This is a genomic window from Pantoea sp. DY-5 (assembly GCF_019795955.1).
Taxonomy (GTDB): Bacteria; Pseudomonadota; Gammaproteobacteria; order Enterobacterales; family Enterobacteriaceae; genus Pantoea; species Pantoea leporis.
Genome location: NZ_JAIMIE010000010.1, coordinates 91880 through 108873, shown reverse-complemented (window position 1 = coordinate 108873; position 16994 = coordinate 91880). Strand labels below are relative to the sequence as shown.

The 16994-nt window shown below is 48.5% G+C and carries 13 protein-coding genes; 10 read left to right on the top strand and 3 right to left on the bottom strand.

Annotated elements, in window-relative coordinates; translation table 11 throughout:
* Positions 1–14: 14 nt before the first annotated feature.
* On the bottom strand, positions 15–1616 hold the full coding sequence (locus K5Y30_RS23740; protein WP_222213757.1) for an ABC transporter substrate-binding protein: 1602 nt from the start codon (positions 1614–1616) through the stop codon (positions 15–17).
* A gap of 419 nt (positions 1617–2035) precedes the next feature.
* On the opposite strand from K5Y30_RS23740, the gene K5Y30_RS23735 reads away from it, so the two are divergent.
* From K5Y30_RS23735 to dctA, 10 genes are all read left to right on the top strand, one after another.
* Positions 2036–3304, top strand: coding sequence for an acyl-CoA dehydrogenase family protein (locus K5Y30_RS23735; protein ID WP_222213755.1), 1269 nt, complete (start codon positions 2036–2038; stop codon positions 3302–3304).
* Between the two features lie 25 nt (positions 3305–3329).
* Positions 3330–4646 carry an LLM class flavin-dependent oxidoreductase gene (locus K5Y30_RS23730; RefSeq protein WP_222213753.1) on the top strand — a complete coding sequence of 439 codons (1317 nt, stop codon included), beginning with the start codon at positions 3330–3332 and terminating at the stop codon, positions 4644–4646.
* Positions 4647–4666: 20 nt separating this feature from the next.
* A complete protein-coding gene (locus tag K5Y30_RS23725; protein ID WP_222213751.1) occupies positions 4667–5668 on the top strand; it encodes a hypothetical protein in 1002 nt (333 codons plus the stop codon).
* On the top strand, positions 5665–6939 hold the full coding sequence (locus K5Y30_RS23720) for an LLM class flavin-dependent oxidoreductase (protein WP_222213749.1): 1275 nt from the start codon (positions 5665–5667) through the stop codon (positions 6937–6939). Before K5Y30_RS23725 ends, K5Y30_RS23720 begins: the two co-directional genes overlap by 4 nt.
* 326 nt (positions 6940–7265) lie before the next feature.
* Complete coding sequence (locus K5Y30_RS23715) at positions 7266–8180, top strand: LysR family transcriptional regulator (RefSeq protein WP_370634242.1); 915 nt, start codon at positions 7266–7268, stop codon at positions 8178–8180.
* Between the two features lie 200 nt (positions 8181–8380).
* Positions 8381–9568, top strand: coding sequence for a CaiB/BaiF CoA-transferase family protein (locus K5Y30_RS23710; protein ID WP_222213745.1), 1188 nt, complete (start codon positions 8381–8383; stop codon positions 9566–9568).
* Positions 9565–10542, top strand: a complete 978-nt coding sequence (locus K5Y30_RS23705) for a hydroxymethylglutaryl-CoA lyase (protein ID WP_222213743.1) — start codon at positions 9565–9567, stop codon at positions 10540–10542. Before K5Y30_RS23710 ends, K5Y30_RS23705 begins: the two co-directional genes overlap by 4 nt.
* A gap of 2 nt (positions 10543–10544) precedes the next feature.
* Complete coding sequence (locus K5Y30_RS23700; RefSeq protein ID WP_222213741.1) at positions 10545–10943, top strand: VOC family protein; 399 nt, start codon at positions 10545–10547, stop codon at positions 10941–10943.
* Positions 10940–11881 carry a D-2-hydroxyacid dehydrogenase gene (locus tag K5Y30_RS23695; protein ID WP_222213739.1) on the top strand — a complete coding sequence of 314 codons (942 nt, stop codon included), beginning with the start codon at positions 10940–10942 and terminating at the stop codon, positions 11879–11881. Before K5Y30_RS23700 ends, K5Y30_RS23695 begins: the two co-directional genes overlap by 4 nt.
* A gap of 70 nt (positions 11882–11951) precedes the next feature.
* Entirely contained in the window at positions 11952–13304 is a 1353-nt protein-coding gene (gene dctA, locus K5Y30_RS23690) for a C4-dicarboxylate transporter DctA (RefSeq protein WP_222213737.1), read from the top strand.
* A 73-nt stretch (positions 13305–13377) separates the two neighbouring features.
* Here the strand turns inward: dctA and rraA are convergent, their stop codons facing one another.
* Both rraA and K5Y30_RS23680 read right to left on the bottom strand, forming a co-directional pair.
* Positions 13378–13890 (bottom strand): ribonuclease E activity regulator RraA, encoded by a 513-nt coding sequence (gene rraA, locus K5Y30_RS23685; RefSeq protein ID WP_222213735.1) that lies wholly within the window; start codon positions 13888–13890, stop codon positions 13378–13380.
* A gap of 1338 nt (positions 13891–15228) precedes the next feature.
* Entirely contained in the window at positions 15229–16926 is a 1698-nt protein-coding gene (locus K5Y30_RS23680; RefSeq protein ID WP_222213733.1) for a protein kinase, read from the bottom strand.
* Positions 16927–16994 lie beyond the last annotated feature (68 nt).

Genomic DNA, 16994 nt, shown 5'->3' with positions numbered 1-16994 from the left:
TCCGGGGATTTTATCTATTGTTTAATCGCTTCATCGTACAGCGTTGAGTCGCTAGGACCGGTAATCAGATTTTTGACTTTCGTATTAATTGCCAGGCGCTCTTTCTGTTGGAATAAATGTATGAACGGGGCAACCTTCCACATCTCGCGTTGTAACTGCTGATATTCCGCAATACGTTTGGCTTTATCGCGTTCATGTAAGGCCTTATCCGTAAGCTGGTTGATATTGTTATTAATCCAGTTGCTACGCCAGGCACGATTACGATTCGTGGAGTTGGCGCTGTTATCAACGTTATAGGCAAAATCTGATGCGGATACGTTAGGATCGTTATAGGAGCCCGATGCATGCCACAAAATAGTCTGATGTTTACGTTCACGGTATTCGGTAACGATCTGACGGCGGTCTGAAGTGACCAGCTTAAGCCGTATTCCCGCTTGTGCAAACGTGGACTGAATCGATTGCGCGATATCTGGATAAGGAGCTGCATTCTCAACGTCCATACGCAAATCAAAGCCATTTTTATACCCGGCTTCGTCCAGCAATTTTCTCGCCCGAGCAACATCCAGATGGAAAGGATTTTCAGTCAGGGCGCCCGGTTGGCCAATACTGATGAAAGACTGATGCTCGACCCATTGCCCCTGAAGTAGATTTTTCTCAATGCCCTGATAATCAATGAGCCATTTTAATGCCTCGCGCACTTTTACATTTTGCAAAGGTACATCTGTCTGGTTCAAAGGCATATAAATTTGGGTGAACCGCAACGTGTCAACGGTAGTGAAATGCTTATTTTGCAGCAATTTTGTTAACTGGTCGGGCTGCAGATTATTCGCCACGTCAACATCACCTTTTTCCAGCAGCAGCGCCTGCGTGCTGCTGTCGGCGACGTGTCGGAATATAATGCGCGCCAGATGGGCTTTATCACCAAAATAGGTGGGATTGCGTTCAAGCACAATAGCTTGTTTAGGTTGCCAGGTTTGAATACTAAAGGGGCCACTGCCCGCCCATGCGGTGCGCAACCAGCCATTGCCATAGTCATTGTTCTTGGTATGTTCCTCCAGCAATTTTGCATCCAAAACCGATCCCGGTGCCGAAGCAAGAATTTGTAATACCAGATCGGAAGCAATACTGTCTGCGATATGCACGACCACATTATTCCCGTCAGAATAGACGTTCTGCAGGATGTTTTTACTGTCCCAACCAAAGGTTTTCAACAGGAAGGAAGGTGTTTTATTGAGTAAAATCACGCGGCGCAGCGAATATACGGCATCATCTGCAGTAATGGCGCGGCCAGAAGGAAAATGCTCATTAGGCCGAATAGTGAACGTAAAGGTTTTCCCATCATCGGAGACTTTCCAGGTGGACGCAACGTCACCTTCAATGGTGGCAGGATTTTTCGGATCGCGTCGTACCAGACGTGAATAAGCATTATTAAGAATTTCGCTGGTGCTATTTTCATAGGCCTCAGCAGGGTCAAGGGTGATGACGTCTTCTATATTTTTCGCTACCACTAATGTATCCGGAGGTGTGGCACTCTGCACCCATGACGAGAAGAGTGAAGCCGTGATTCCCGCTAAAAGTAATGCCAGCGGTTTTCGTTTTAATATTTTATTAGTCATGATCCTTCCTGTGAGTTTTATAATGCATAGCCCGCACAGGCTAAAAACGGCGCGCAACAGAGATAAACGACTTTTTTGCATAAGCATTATCATTAGCTGATTTACAGAAAAGCTTTGTCAGAAAATGAATATGCGAACGGAGAATACTGCTAAAATCAGGGGGGCGATGCTTTTTTTGACGGTAATTTCCCTTTTTATCCTGCTCATTATAACCCGAACGTCCTTATTTCCTTCACAGAAACCCGCATTGACATTGCATCAACTGGAAGCCATTTCATTCACCTTCAGAAAGGGATAATTTATTTTTGACAAACTCAATGTTGCTAATAATGACTCACCCTTTCTGAATTATTCGCCTTGTTGAATATCAGGGATATTAAGAGCGTTTGATAGCAGACCACAACTATCTGGAGTGTAACATGTGTGCATTATCTCTTTCGGCGCGTTCAAATCCTCCGACCGATAAAGAACTTCTGGATGTATTTCGCCCCGTATTTAAACGCATCGCAGAAAATGCCATACAACGTGAAATAGATGGACGTCGTCCTCTTGAAGAAGTGAAATGGCTTCGTGAATCCGGTTTTACCGCCGTACGCGTGCCTCGTGAATACGGTGGATTGGGTGCCAGCTTACGTCAGCTTCATTTGCTATTAATCGAGCTGGCCGCCGCTGATTCTAACCTGTCTCACGCACTACGCGTACAGTTCCGCTTTATTGAAGGGCATCTAAAACAGCGTGATACCCCTTGGAGCAGTGGCTGGTTGAAGAAAATTGCCTCTGGCGTCGTGATTGCAGCGGGAAGTGCTGAGCGTACCGGTCAGCATGGTAAACCCTCCACGCGTGTCACGGAGTCAGACGGTAAGTTCTATGTGAACGGCGGAAAATATTACTCTACCGGTTCCATTTATGCAGACTACCTCTCCGTTACCGCCACTAACGATCAGGATGAAGTTGTTACCGTGCTGGTGCCTGTTAATGCACCGGGCGTAGAAGTCATCGATGACTGGGTGGGATTTGGTCAAAAGTCCAGCGGCAGCGGTACCGCGATCTTTACGAATACCCTGGTCGATAAAGAAAATATTATGCCCCCCGCTCGCGGTACGGGAGGTCACTATGCGCATGTGCAGTTATCTCACCTCGCGACGACTGCGGGCATTGTGCGTCGTGCAACGGATGAAATCAGTGAATTTGTGGCCACACGCCACCGCACTTATAACCAGGCAAGCGCACAGGTCCCTGCCGACGACCCCCTCGTGCAGTCTGTCATCGGCCGTGCCGATGCCGCCGCATATTCTCTTAAGGCGCTGGTGCTCCAGGTTGCCGGTCAACTTGATGAGCTGGCAGACGCCCGCTATGCGCAACATCGTGGTGACACGTCACTGACGCAGCAGGAGATTGATCAACTGGAAAGAGATGCGGGTCTTGATACCTATCGCGCGCAAACGGTGGTGTTTGATGTTGCCCTACGCGTCACGAATGAGATCTTCGAGGTGGGCGGTGCTTCTGCCATCGATCAACGCCGCCATCTGGATCGCCACTGGCGCAATGTTCGTACGCTTGCCTCACACAATCCTTTGATTTATCGCCATCGCCAGCTGGGCGAGTATCGCCTGAAAGGCACATCACCCTTTGATAAAAAAGATAAGAGCAAAAATCTGGCCAGTGAAGACGCGGGGCTCGGGGTTTAGCGCCCCCTGCTGAGGAAACACAGTGATGAGTACACGTCAGCTCCATCTCAATTTATTTATTTTTGATACCGGTCATCATGAAGCCGCATGGCGGATGCCGGAGTCCGATCCCCATGTCAATGTCAATGTGAAGGCCTATCAGCACCTGGCAAAACTGGCCGAAGAGGCCAAATTTGATTCGCTGTTTTTGGCCGACAGCCCGGCAATGATGGGAGAACCAGGACGACGCCCAACGGCACGTCTTGACCCCACGATCCTTTTGTCTGCTATCGCTGCCAGTACGGACAAGATTGGACTGATTGCCACGGCTTCCACCACCTATAACGCGCCCTATGAACTGGCACGCCGCCTGAGTTCACTGGATCATATCTCTGCCGGCCGCGCAGGGTGGAATATTGTGACCACCTCAATTAAAGAGGCGGCGCGCAGTTTTGGTCTCCCGTTCCACCCGGGGCATGCGGAGCGCTACGATCGTGCAGATGAATTTGTGCAGGTTGTGACGCAACTCTGGCAATCCTGGCAGCCGGATGCAGTCATTGCAGATAAAGCAGCGGGTATCCATGCCATTGCCAGCAAAATCATAGAAGTTAAGCATCACGGCGAACATTTTTCCGTTGAAGGCCCGCTGAATATCTCCCGTAGTCCACAGCTTTACCCGGTGCTGGTGCAGGCGGGTTCCAGCGAAGGAGGGAAAGCTTTTGCCGCGAAGTGGGCGGAAGCGGTCTTTACGGCCCAGACGACGTATGAAGAGGCACAAGTCTTTTACACGGAGCTGAAAACAAGGGCAGCCAACAATGGCCGAAATCCGGATCATCTGATCATTATGCCGGGTGTCGTGCCGGTTATTGCCGACACGCTTGCCGAAGCGCGCGAACTTGAAGCCGAGCTAAACGCGTTAATTATTCCTGAATACGCGTTGAACAAGCTTGCGAGTGTGCTGCAGATCCCGGTGGACGATCTGCATCTGGACCGCCATATTCCTGACAATCTGCCGCCAGAGGCGCTGGTTGAAGGCGCACGCAGCCGCAGAACGCTGGTTGTCGAACTGGCCCGACGTGAAAATCTGACCGTACGGCAGCTGATTAAACGTCTGGGAGGCGGCCGGGGTCACTGGACGCTAGTTGGGACGCCGACACAAGCCGCTGATGCCTTACAACACTACTTTGAGCAAGGTGCTGCCGACGGTTTCAATATCATGCCGGCACTGTTGCCATCCGGTCTGACGACCTTTGTGAAGCAGGTGGTACCCATTCTGCAGGAACGCCGTTTATTCCGCCGTGAATACAGTGGCAACACATTACGTGAACATTATGGGCTGCCCCTTCCGGCAGAACATCGTTAACTCATCTCTCTGAGGTCTGTATGTCAAATAATCTCCGCCTCGGCGTTGAACTGCCGGGAGAGGACCTGCTTCGTGCCATTGTGGAAGGCAACCACCTCGTTACGCGTTATTTAAAGCAGATCAACCCTGCCTATCTGTTTATCGGTGGTGAGCGTAGTACCACGCTGAAGGGCGTATCGCCTAACCCGGGCATTGTTGCTGGCTGGCTCTCACGCAAGTTAACGCAGACAGGGTTCGTCATGGCCGCGTCATTTCAACGCGATCATCCTTTTAATATTGCGCGCCGCGTTGCGTCCTTTGACCACATTAGCCAAGGGCGCACAGGCGTGGCGATTAGCGAACAGGATCCGGCGCAGGCGCTGGGATTCAATGCACAATCATCGTGGACAACTGCCCCGCTGGATGCCCATGCGGTTGCCGATGGCATGTTAGCCATACGCAAACTCTGGCGCACCTGGCCACGTGAAACCTTGTCCGCTGATCCCGCGACCTCTGCGCAGGCGGTGGTGCGTTATGCCCACCATCAAGGGGTTTTCCCGACCTCTGGTCCCCTCAACAGCCCGACCACGCTACAGGGAGAGCCGTTACTATTCTGGCGTGTACCCACGTCGCCCTACCGGGAAGAACAACGACAGTGTGTGGCAGAGGCCGACGCGGTGATCGTGGATTTCTCCGATCTTGAAACCTTCACTCACTGGGCTACCCCACAGCTTGACGCAGCACGTCAGAACGGTGAACCGATTCAGTTACATGTTCGCCTCCCGTTAAACGCGCTGAAGCAGGACAACCTAAATCTTCTGGAGCAGCATCCGGATGTCACTGCCCTGGTCATCTACGCCATCAGCGATGCACTGCCGGATTTGGTTGATCATATGCTGACCATCCCACGTCTCAGAGCCTTGACCCGCTATAGTGCATCGGCAAGTTCACTGCGTGAGGTGCTCGGCATTACGCGACATGCTGAACCTAATCTACAGGACAACGCCCCCGCATTTTCCGCTAAAAACCCGGAGCCAGCATGAAAAACAGCACCGCACGTAAACTGATAATTAACGTTAACGTTCTGGACTTCGGTCATTCGGGCTCGGCACGTGCTTATTCTGGACTTCCCGCCGACACGGTGATGTCGGCAGATTATTATGCGGAACTCGGACGTATCGCAGAGCGGGGTACCTTAGACGCTTTCTTTCTGGCGGATCACCCCTCTCTGACTAACGACCCACGCAGCAGCCGTGGAGCAAGAGCACTGGAGCCCACCGCGATTCTTACCACGGTCGCAGAAGCGACAACGCATCTCGGTTTGGTGGGTACGCTCTCTACCACTTATAACGATCCGGTTGAACTGGCAGATCGTTTTCTGACCCTCGATCATATCAGCGGAGGGCGCGCGGCATGGAATGCTGTCACAACCTACAGTGCGGCCACCGGGCCTAACTTTGGTGTAGAGGTGAATCCCGATCGTGAAACGCGCTATCGCCGGGCAGAAGCCTTTGTGGATGTGGTGGCACAACTGTGGCGTGCTGCTTACTACGGGCATGATGTCAATATTAACAATCAAGACTTTCAGGTGCATGGCCGGCTTGCTTTGCCTGGCTCCGCGCAGGGCTACCCGCTGTTCATTCAGGCAGGAGGTTCGGATCAGGGACGGTCACTAGCGGGTAGAACCGCCAATGGGGTATTCGCTGCGGAGATGGTGCTTTCCGCCGCGCAGGAACATTATCAGTACGTGAAAAATGTGGCAGTCGCGCACGGTAGAAAACCAGAAGAGATTGCGATTCTACCCGGTCTGGTCACGGTGATTGGCAGTACCCAGGCTGAAGCCGAAGCGCGCGAACTGGCTCAAAAGTCTAAAGAGCCCGGTGATTATGAAATTCGTCGCCTGAGTGAAAAACTGGGCTTTGATTTATCCCAGGTTGATCCCGATGATCCTTTGCCTCAGGAAGCCATTTCGGACTACCCTGACCCACAACTGTTTAAAGGTTCGATGGGCTTCCGTGAAGCCTCTGTGCGTTTATTGCGTGAACGCCCTTACACCGTGCGGGAAGCGGTATCCGCCCTGGCGGGTAGCGGTCACAAGCGTATTGTAGGCACTCCGGAAGCCATTGCTGACTTTATGGAAGAGTGGTTCTTATCGGGTGGTGCGGATGGCTTTAATCTGATGCCAGATATTCTACCGAGTGGCCTGGAAGATTTTGTTAATGAAGTTGTGCCACTATTAAGAAAGAAAGGCATTTTTCGCGAACAGTATGAAGATAAAACGTTGCGAGAACGTTGGAATATGACAGTTCAATAAAAAATGCAGTAGGTTAATATCAGGATAATAGTGCCCGATGGTTCGGGCGCTTGCTTAGGCACTGGATCAGCGCGGGTTTAACAGACACCACAGATTCGTTTAAGATGGCTAAAAAAGAGAACTATCTATTAGTGACAGGCATTCCTGAAATCATACGGCCTTGAAGGCAGAAGAAGACCTGTCAGAGGTGGTATAAGACCGTCTGCTAACGACAGGCCTGCCTGGTAAGACGACTGAACAACCTCGACAGGACTGTTAAAAGCCCATTTTTGCTCCCCGTGCCAAAGATATGCTGTTCGTTCATAATTAATTTGATGGGTCTCTTCGTGAACATTAGTCATTTCGACCTCAATACGTTGCGCCTGTTTGTTACGGCCGCTGACTGCAAAAGTCTGACCAGAACGGCTGAATTATCCAGCATTACGCTCTCAGCAGTCAGCAAACGGATCAGTGAGCTTGAGCGGAATCTTAACTGTCAACTCTTTACCAGACAACCCCGGGGTATTGAGCTCACTACAGCAGGAGCCGGTCTTCTCAGGCATGCACGCTCAATTCTCGACAGTGTTAATTCCATGGCAAGTGAACTGAACGACTATGCCCGCGGTGCTGTTGGCCATGTCCGGATTGCTGCGAATGTCTCAGCCGTAATCCAGTTCCTTCCTGAAGATCTTGCCACTTTCTTCGCACTGAACCCGGGAATCAGGATTTATCTTGAAGAGGCGCTCAGCGATGCCGTTATTGACTCAGTCGAGTCAGGCCGCGTTGATATCGGTATTTTTGCAGATAACGTTGATGCGACAGTGTTAAAAACGTTCCCATGGCGACAGGACAGACTTGTACTGCTTGTGCCTGCAGCCCATCCTCTGGCAGCGCATGAAGCCATATGGTTCGAAGAAACCCTCGCCTGGGATTATGTAGCCCTGAACCAGGGGAGTTCGCTGCTCCGGCGAATAACCGATACGGCCGTAAGCGCAGGCCGCGTACTGAAGGTCAACATTCAGGTAACCAGTTTTGATGCCGTGTGCCGCATGATCCAGGCAGGCCTGGGTATAGGTATTTTACCTCTGAAAGCCATTACGCCGGCCCTTCTTGGTTCATCTCTGAAAGCCATTACGCTGAAAGACGACTGGGCGCTGAGGACGTTGCGTCTTGGTATTAATGCTAAAAAAATCCTTCCTCCCGAAGCCATCAAGCTCATGGAGTATTTGATGAGTGTCTCAGATTCATCATCCCCTGAATAGCAATTAACTTGCCCTTTTTACAAGTGCACCAAGAAGTAGTTAATTAAAAATGTTTAAAAACAATTAATTAAAATAATCAATCAATCTACCCCTTCTCCCCACTTTCCATAATGGAAAGTACTTTTGAAAAAATGTGAATTCTCTTATTCCTTATGCAGAGCAATGCTTTCTTATGTTACGAAATAGTGAACGGAGGAAGCATGGCTTTACCACTCGAAGGGCTGCGCGTTATTGAAATGGGCCAGCTTATTGCCGGGCCGATGGCTGGACGGATGCTGGCAGAATTTGGCGCTGATGTCATAAAGATAGAGCCGCCAGGCAAAGGCGATCCTTTACGTAAGTGGCGCATGCTGCATGACGGAACATCTGTCTGGTGGGCAGCACAGTCGCGCAATAAACGCTCCGTCACGCTGGATTTGCGGCAGACAGAAGGTCAGCAGATTGCCATGTCACTGCTCAGTACTGCTGATGTACTGATTGAGAACTTCCGTCCCGGAACCCTGGAGAAATGGGGACTCTGCTGGGAAACCCTGCATGCGAACAACCCCGGACTTATCGCCTTAAGTGTTTCCGGTTACGGGCAGACTGGCCCTTATCGGGATCGGCCAGGCTTCGGCGTGATAGGTGAAGCGATGGGAGGTTTACGTCATCTTTCGGGTGAACCCGGCAGAACGCCGGTGCGCGTCGGCGTGTCCATTGGAGACTCTCTTTCCGCCCTGCACGGCGTCATCGGCGTTTTACTCGCACTTCGGAGCCGTGAAACGACCGGTCACGGGCAGCAGGTAGACGTGGCGCTGTATGAATCCGTCTTCAACATGATGGAAAGCCTGATACCTGAATACGCTGTATTCGATCATATCCGTCAGCCTGCGGGCAGCAGCCTGCCCGGCATTGCGCCAACCAATGCTTACCGCTGTAAAGACGGCAAGTACGCGCTTGTGGCTGGAAATGGCGATTCTATTTTTCAGCGTCTGATGCAGATTATTGAACGCCCGGACCTGGCCGCCGATCCGGCGCTGGCACACAATGACGGGCGCGTGAAGCAGGTCGAAATGCTGGATGCAGCGATTGGAAAATGGACCAGTCAGCGTGGCCTTCCTGAAGTGCTGGCCTCATTAAATGAGGCCGGTATTCCGGCCGGAAAAATCTACGACGCAGCGGACATTGCCAACGATCCTCACTATAAAGCGCGCGACATGCTGTTACCAGCGCAGTTGCCTGACGGCACGCCGGTTATCCTGCCGGGCATCGTTCCTAAACTGCTGTCCACTCCAGGAAGCGTCAGGCATGCAGCGCCAGTGCTGGGCCAGCACACGGAAGAGGTATTGTCTGAACTGGGCATTGATGCGAAACAACGCCAGATACTGAAAGAAAAGGGGGCGGTATGACTCTACAGCAACAACTCCCGGCCGGACGCATTTACATGCAGGAAGTCTGCCCGCGGGACGGGTTACAGAATGAGGCCGTCTTTGTAGAAACACAGGACAAAATTGCGTTGATCGACCGCCTGAGTGCATGCGGTTTCGCTAAGGTAGAGGTAACGTCATTCACCTCTCCGAAAGCCATACCGGCGCTGAAAGATGCTGAAGCCGTGATGCACGGGATCCGCCGGGAAAAAGGCGTCGAATACAGCGTACTGGTGCCCAACCTGCGCGGCGCGGAACGGGCCATGGCCTGCCAGATTGATGAAGCCAATCTGGTCATGTCCGCGAGCGAAAGCCATAACAACACGAATCTGCGCATGAGCCGGGAGGCGTCTTTTTCGCAACTGACCCAGGTGATCCACGAGCTGAATAACACGCCCGTTGCAATTAACGTTTCTTTATCAGCAGCTTTTGGTTGCCCGTTCGAGGGCGACGTACCGCAGAATACGATCCTGAATTTTGTTGATCGCTTCGCTAATCTGGGCGTTCGCGGCGTGACGTTATGTGATACCACAGGAATGGCGTTTCCAGTCCAGGTATCCACGCTGAGCCGGATGGTAAAACAGCATTTCCCGCACTTAGAGATCACCCTGCACTTTCATGATACCCGCGGACTCGCGCTGGCAAACACCGTTGCAGCGCTCTCTGAAGGCATTGATCGCTTTGATTCATCAGCAGGGGGCCTCGGCGGATGCCCCTACGCGCCGGGCGCCAGCGGCAACGTCTGTTCGGAAGATATGGTGCATATGCTTGAACTGATGGGCTATCAGACCAATGTGGATCTGCCTGCTCTTCTCGATATATCGCGTGACCTCGAGCCACTCATTGGGCACAAGGTGCATGGCGCAGTTGTAAAAGCCGGCCAGCGCTCTGAGTTACATCAGATACCGGCATCGCTTGAACAAAATTTTGATTGCTTCAGAAAAACAGAGAGCTAAACATGATTGACCATATTGATCACATTGTCATTACCACCCGGAATATCAAAGCCTGCACAGATTTTTATACTCGCGTGCTGGGCATGAAACTGATCCAGTTTGGTGACAACAGAATAGCGTTTACCTTCGGCCAGCAAAAAATCAATGTCCATGAATACGGCAAAGAAATAGATCCCAAAGCGCATCTCCCCGTGCCGGGTTCACTGGATATCTGCCTGATAAGTGCTTATCCGGTTGAAAAAATACAGGCGCATCTGGAGCAGTCTGACGTGACGCTTGTCGAGGGACCGGTAACCCGCACCGGGGCGTGCGGTCCCATTACGTCGTTTTACCTTCGGGATCCCGACCTCAATCTCATTGAGATCTCACGCTATCAGGACCAGTCACCGGGGGCGATATGAAAATTGTGACGCTGGATGCGGGGACGTTGCCCGTTCTGTTAAAAAAACCTCAGAGCTGCGATAACTGGATTTACCGGGAAAGCACGCGCGAAGAGGATATCGTGTCCGTTCTGGATAACGCAGAAATTGTTATCACCAATAAAGTTCCGTTACGTAAAGTCTCCCTGGAAAAATTGCCCTCCCTGCGCTTTATCTGCGTTGCGGCCACAGGCTATGACTGTATTGACACGGAGTATTGCCGGGCGCGAGGGATAGCGGTCAGTAACGTGCCGGGTTATTCGACCCGCAGCGTCTCTGAGAGCGTGATGGCTTCTGTTTTTGCCCTGAGGCGTCACCTTCTTGAGTACAGCTGCTCGTCACATACTGAGTGGACGCTGTCCTCGCATTTCTGCCTGCATAAATCGCCGATCGGTGATATTCAGGAGGCAACGCTGGGCATTATCGGACGCGGAGATATTGGGTGTGCCGTTGCCCGTCTGGCCAGAGCGCTTGGCATGAATGTGCTGTTTGCTGAACGGCCCGGGCAAAGCAGCGTACGGGAGGGCTACACGCTCTTTGACGACGTGATATCGCAGAGCGATATCCTGACATTGCATTGCCCCCTGACTCCGGAAACTCATCAGATCATTAATCAGGACGTGCTGGCACGAATGAAGCCCAGTGCTTTGCTGATAAATACGGCCAGAGGGGGATTAATCAATGAGGACGACCTGGCTGACGCCCTCAGCAGAGGAGAAATAGCGGGTGCAGCGCTGGATGTACTGACTAGAGAACCGCCTTCCCCGGAAAATAAGCTTCTTCATGTTCGGCATAAAAACCTGTTAATCACGCCTCATATTGCCTGGGCGAGTCAGACAGGTGTGCAAAATCTTATCAAAGGGATTAATTACAATCTTGCTGGTTTTTTCGCTGGCGTAATAAAAAATCGCGTTGCCTGAATAAAAATGGCGTGCAATGACGCGCCTTTAACTGTCCCTACAAATATAGTATCTCATCCGAGGAAATATTATGTCTCAGAACATCGCTACCTCGAAAAACAACAAAAGATGGTATAAACATCTATATGTACAGGTCATTATTGCCATCATCATTGGTATAGGTATAGGGCACTTTTATCCATCAGTGGGAGTGGATTTAAAACCGCTTGGCGATACATTTATTAAACTCATTCGCTTACTGATAGCACCTATTATTTTCTGTACCATTGTCAGTGGTATCGCCAGCATGAAAAGCCTAAAAAGCGTTGGCCAGGTAGGCTGGAAGTCACTCGTTTATTTTGAGGTTCTCACAACCCTTGCCCTGATCATCGGTTTAATTGGTGTAAATCTGATGAGCCCCGGAAAAGGGATGCATATAGATCCTGCATCGCTTGATGGCGGAGCTATTGCAACTTATACCAAAGCGGCTCACGAACAATCAGTGACAGGTTTTTTGACACACATCATACCTGACACCGTATTTGGCGCATTTGCAGAAGGGAATATCCTTCAGGTACTGTTTATCTCAATTCTTTTTGCCTTCGGCCTTCAGCTTCTGGGGGATATTGGGAAACCTCTGCTTAATACAATTGATCTGATTGCCAAAACTTTCTTCCGTATGTTGAAAATAGTGATGTACGTTGCACCATTAGGCGCGATGGGAGCGATGTCCTTCACGATCGGGAAATATGGTGTATCTTCCCTGTCCTCATATGGTGCACTGCTTGTATGTTATTACACTACCGGCTTCATTTTTGTTTTTGTCATCCTCAATGTGGTGGCAAAACTATGCGGATTCAGTCTGTGGCGCTTTTTGTGCTACATACGTGAAGAGCTGGCATTAGTTCTGGGAACCTCATCCTCAGAATCCGCTTTACCACGCCTGATGACAAAGCTTGAAAAACTTGGTTGTGATAAGCCGGTAGTTGGCCTGGTAGTACCCTCCGGATATTGCTTTAATCTGGACGGAAGTTGCATCAATATGACCGTGCTGGTAGTTTTCATCGCGCAGGCTCTGGACATTAACCTGTCCGTGCAGCATCAGATTTCACTGTTAGTTATTCTGTTACTCACGTCCAAAGGAGCAGCGAGCGTCAGTGGGGGTGCTTTCATCACGCTTGCGGCAACGCTGGGTTCTATGAACAGCGTGCCTGCAGCTGGCTTGGTGCTTGTTCTTGGTGTTTACCGGTTTATTTCTGAAGGTGGAGCCCTGATAAATGTGATCGGTAATGGTGTAGCTACTTTGGTTATTTCACGCTGGAATGGGTCATTAGATGTGACGAAATTGCACGAAGAGTTGGGTATGAAAGTCACTAAGAAAAAAGCGAATGATAATTATGTTATAGCGCGAGTGGTGAGTAAAAATTCATCCGCAAAAAGCTGAATATCATATTGAGGTAACAGTTGTTACCTCTTTTTTATCAGAGACGTCGCCAGTCAATCCCATCAATTTTAATCTAAATCTGCAACTCAGATATTGAATTCAGGGCAATGTCACGGGGCAAAACTACAATACCCGTTTCGTCACAAAAAACATAATCGCCGGGTGTAAAAGTAACATTTTTAAAGTTAACAGGTATACCAGAGACTCCCTCCCCGCGACGAATACGTTTTCCTGGATGCGCTGCGAGGGCTTTGACCCCCACGCAGAGCTTTCTCACGTTTGGCAAGTCACGAACGCAGCCATTTAAAATTACTCCTTCCCATCCATTTGAAACTCCTCTCCCCAACACTTCATCCCCCGTTAATGCCATCCTGAGTGACCCCCCACCATCGATCACCAAGACCTTTCCCTGCCCCGTTGAGTCAAGATTTGCTGCTATTTGAGTACTGTCTTCAAAACAGAAAACTGTCTGTATCTCCCCAAAAAACTTTTCTTTACCACCAAAGCTGTGTAATCCGGCATCAGCAATGAAAGCATGATGGAAAAAATGATCTACAAGATCGGGTGTACTGGTAAAATTGACCATAAGCGTTTTCCTTATTTGAAAGTCACTATTGTTCTGTTTATTAAAATGTGTAAATATCATTATAATAAACAGATTGTGTTTGATTTTTTGTATTTCACAGCATACAGAACAGCTTTTGCAAAAAGCTATCTGCGTTAGCACACCAATAACATTGTCAGATGATGATATATTTATCACATTCTTAGACAAATAATGTGCTTCAATAACCGGTTGCAAGTTTCGGATAAGTCATGCAGGCCAATTCACCCTGAGATATTTGTGCAACTTTTCTCATTTCAGCCTTCGATAAGGCATAATTAGTACAAACAATAACAATTATTATATTGCTTACATCGGAGTCGACAGCACAGTTATCTTCAAATAATTTATGGAGGATATCCATGGATTTCTATCCTCATTAATTACTTCTTAAATAATCCCATTCCTTAACTGGAGTAATTATTTCACCTGTGCGGTTTACCATCACAGGCGCCAGAAATGAAAGTCCATTTTATTAATGAATAGAAGCGCCCAACAATCATGGCTATATAAAATGCGCAAAGTTCCCGATACATCAGAGACTGCTAAGCGTCTCAGCGCGCCCTATCTTTTTTATATGGTCACCTGGCGTCCAGCATAAAGTGCATAGTACATCATTTGTCCCACTAGACATCTTCCTGTAGAGATTATGTATCGGTTTTTCACTTTAACGAAGCTACATGAGTTTATTTTAACAGTAATGGTTTGTTTCATGCCATAGCGGATCATATTAATATTCGGCAAAGCGGATAGACTCTGTTGTCAGCCTGTATATGTGTGCTTATGCTAAATGCTTACAATTTTTTAACTGTTCGGTCTCATCCATCTATTTTATCTATCTGTTCGCTAAAGGCGTTATGTATGTTCATCAAAATATCAATGAAGTCTCATCCTGTGCATCGGTGCTACCAGCTCACTGAGCAGCACAGTTTTTTCTGTTTTAGCAGTTGATGCACCGGTCTTCAGTACTGCCATTTTTCTGATTTCATTACTGATATACGGGTCTCCAACACAACTTCGCCATATATATTTTCCTTTGCTCATTTAACTTCTCTATTTATTATCCTATACATTAAAGAATATGGTAGAAAGCTCTATTTGATCTTTATCTGCTCTCGGCAAGATAATGACCACACATTGCTGACGTGACGCGCATGCCAGACAGCTCTGTGATTTGACTTTTTCATCCCGGTTGGTTTAAGGTAATTGGTGATATCTTTAACATCGCTTATTTCGATTAGTGATCTTTAATTGTTGGCTTTTGATCAGAGTGCACAATCCTGACGGAGTTATCTCAACGTGGCCTGCTGTTCCGAACGGCTATTTAACTGAATTTTCAGGTCTCGTCCTTATTTTATGGAGACTGATGAAATTACGGATGATGAGTTCACTGTCTTCCGGATTCCCGTTCATGCCATCATGAGATTCAATATCCAGCTGCGCATTCAATAAAACGCATCTTCCATTTAACATTCCACTTCCTGACATTTTATGCGAATAAATTGAAATGTCCGAAAGAGGTACGAGAGCAGTTATGAAGTTATCATTAATCAAGGCGCGAGTTTCCTGATGCCACAGAAAGTATCTTAGTGCCCAGTTAAAATCCTTGCGGTCACCAATCTTATCGTCATAGACAAAAGAAATTATCCATTTACCTTTTTTTTCTGCCTCAAGTCTTGCATCAGCCAGTTTTAGATACGGCTGATTTTCCTTAAAATATTCCTGTTCCGGAATATGAAGTTGGGGGTCATTCAATGCTGCCAGAAGACGAGGCATAATATCGGTTTCGATATCACTTTTTAAACTGCTGTTCCAGATGAGGGGGGTGACAGACGTCCGGTGGATTTCCTTGGCTCCAAAACTTATAATGACCTGGCTCCCGTTAACTACTGTTTTAACGGTTGTCAGCACGTAGGCCTCATCTGTGGCGGTTTTGGTCCATGCGTAGCTTGTCAGGCAGCGTTCTGAGCTTTCTTCATAGTTGATTTGCTGAGCAACAATATTTCCATTAAGGCTGGAGCAAATTTTATTAAAAACCAGGGCTACCTGATTTGAGGCTTCTTTCATCGCTTTTAACGATTCAGCCTTCTGTTTTTCGGCAGGAAGAGTTAACAATGACAGGATTTTATTGAAATCATCTTTAACCGACGTGGAGACTTTTTCAGGTAGTAAAATTTGGTCCAGCTTATTGATAAAGAATTCCATATTCGGGTATCTTTTTTCAGGCTGATAGGCAAAGCAATTGTCAAAAAATGCCATCATATTCTTTTTATGGCTAGCATTCATCTTCCTGAACTGATCGGTCAGCTCTTCACGCTGGTGAGGCATGCGGTTACGGCCATCTAATAATACGTCCGGATGGCTTCCGGTTATCAGATAAAAAAGGATGCCTGCCGTAAAAGCAAGATCAGAACGTGGGTCCTGCTTATCGAGGCTTCCAGCGGATAGTTCCGGTAATCTCAAAAAGCGGTTTCCTACCTCTTGTCCGACTGAGGTCATTAAATCCCTATCAGTATAATCATGATAATTAAGTCCAAAGTCTATCAAATAAGGACATTCGGGTCTATCATCCAGAAGAATAATATTATCTGGTTTGATGTCCCTGTGAATTACCCTTACGGAATGACACTTCATGACTATTTCAGCCAATTTCTTCGTTGAAGCCACAGCCACATCAGGTTCCACACAGGACTGAATATCACGCCAATTAGATAATGTTTTTCCAGCAAGGAATTCGGTAACAATATAAGGTGTGAATGATAAATCTTCGTGTTGATGAGCGTTGCTTTCAATTAATCTCGGCACACCTTCTGATTTAATAGCATGAAAGGCTGAAGCTTCAAGAAAGAATCTTGCACGGCGCTCTTTATCTTTACTGGATTTGATGACCTTAAGAAATGCTAATTCACCGCTATTCTTATTTTTCACTTTAAAACCCTCTCCCTGTCCTCCAGCCCCAACACTCTTCCCCTCTTTAATCCAGCATGCCTTATAGTCTTTATTATCTGCCCAGTTCATGTATTCTCCTTAATGGCGTTTATCTTAGTCATCATAATTGTACCATGATGTAGTGGAATCGATATTGG

Bases quoted from the DNA above. Each gene is read 5' to 3' on its own strand.
- K5Y30_RS23730 (WP_222213753.1), top strand. From the start codon at position 3,330: ATGAGTACACGTCAGCTCCATCTCAATTTATTTATTTTTGATACCGGT.
- rraA (WP_222213735.1), bottom strand. From the start codon at position 13,890: ATGGTCAATTTTACCAGTACACCCGATCTTGTAGATCATTTTTTCCAT.
- K5Y30_RS23700 (WP_222213741.1), top strand. From the start codon at position 10,545: ATGATTGACCATATTGATCACATTGTCATTACCACCCGGAATATCAAA.
- K5Y30_RS23720 (WP_222213749.1), top strand. From the start codon at position 5,665: ATGAAAAACAGCACCGCACGTAAACTGATAATTAACGTTAACGTTCTG.
- K5Y30_RS23680 (WP_222213733.1), bottom strand. From the start codon at position 16,926: ATGAACTGGGCAGATAATAAAGACTATAAGGCATGCTGGATTAAAGAG.
- K5Y30_RS23725 (WP_222213751.1), top strand. From the start codon at position 4,667: ATGTCAAATAATCTCCGCCTCGGCGTTGAACTGCCGGGAGAGGACCTG.
- K5Y30_RS23735 (WP_222213755.1), top strand. From the start codon at position 2,036: ATGTGTGCATTATCTCTTTCGGCGCGTTCAAATCCTCCGACCGATAAA.
- K5Y30_RS23710 (WP_222213745.1), top strand. From the start codon at position 8,381: ATGGCTTTACCACTCGAAGGGCTGCGCGTTATTGAAATGGGCCAGCTT.
- K5Y30_RS23695 (WP_222213739.1), top strand. From the start codon at position 10,940: ATGAAAATTGTGACGCTGGATGCGGGGACGTTGCCCGTTCTGTTAAAA.
- K5Y30_RS23740 (WP_222213757.1), bottom strand. From the start codon at position 1,616: ATGACTAATAAAATATTAAAACGAAAACCGCTGGCATTACTTTTAGCG.
- K5Y30_RS23705 (WP_222213743.1), top strand. From the start codon at position 9,565: ATGACTCTACAGCAACAACTCCCGGCCGGACGCATTTACATGCAGGAA.
- dctA (WP_222213737.1), top strand. From the start codon at position 11,952: ATGTCTCAGAACATCGCTACCTCGAAAAACAACAAAAGATGGTATAAA.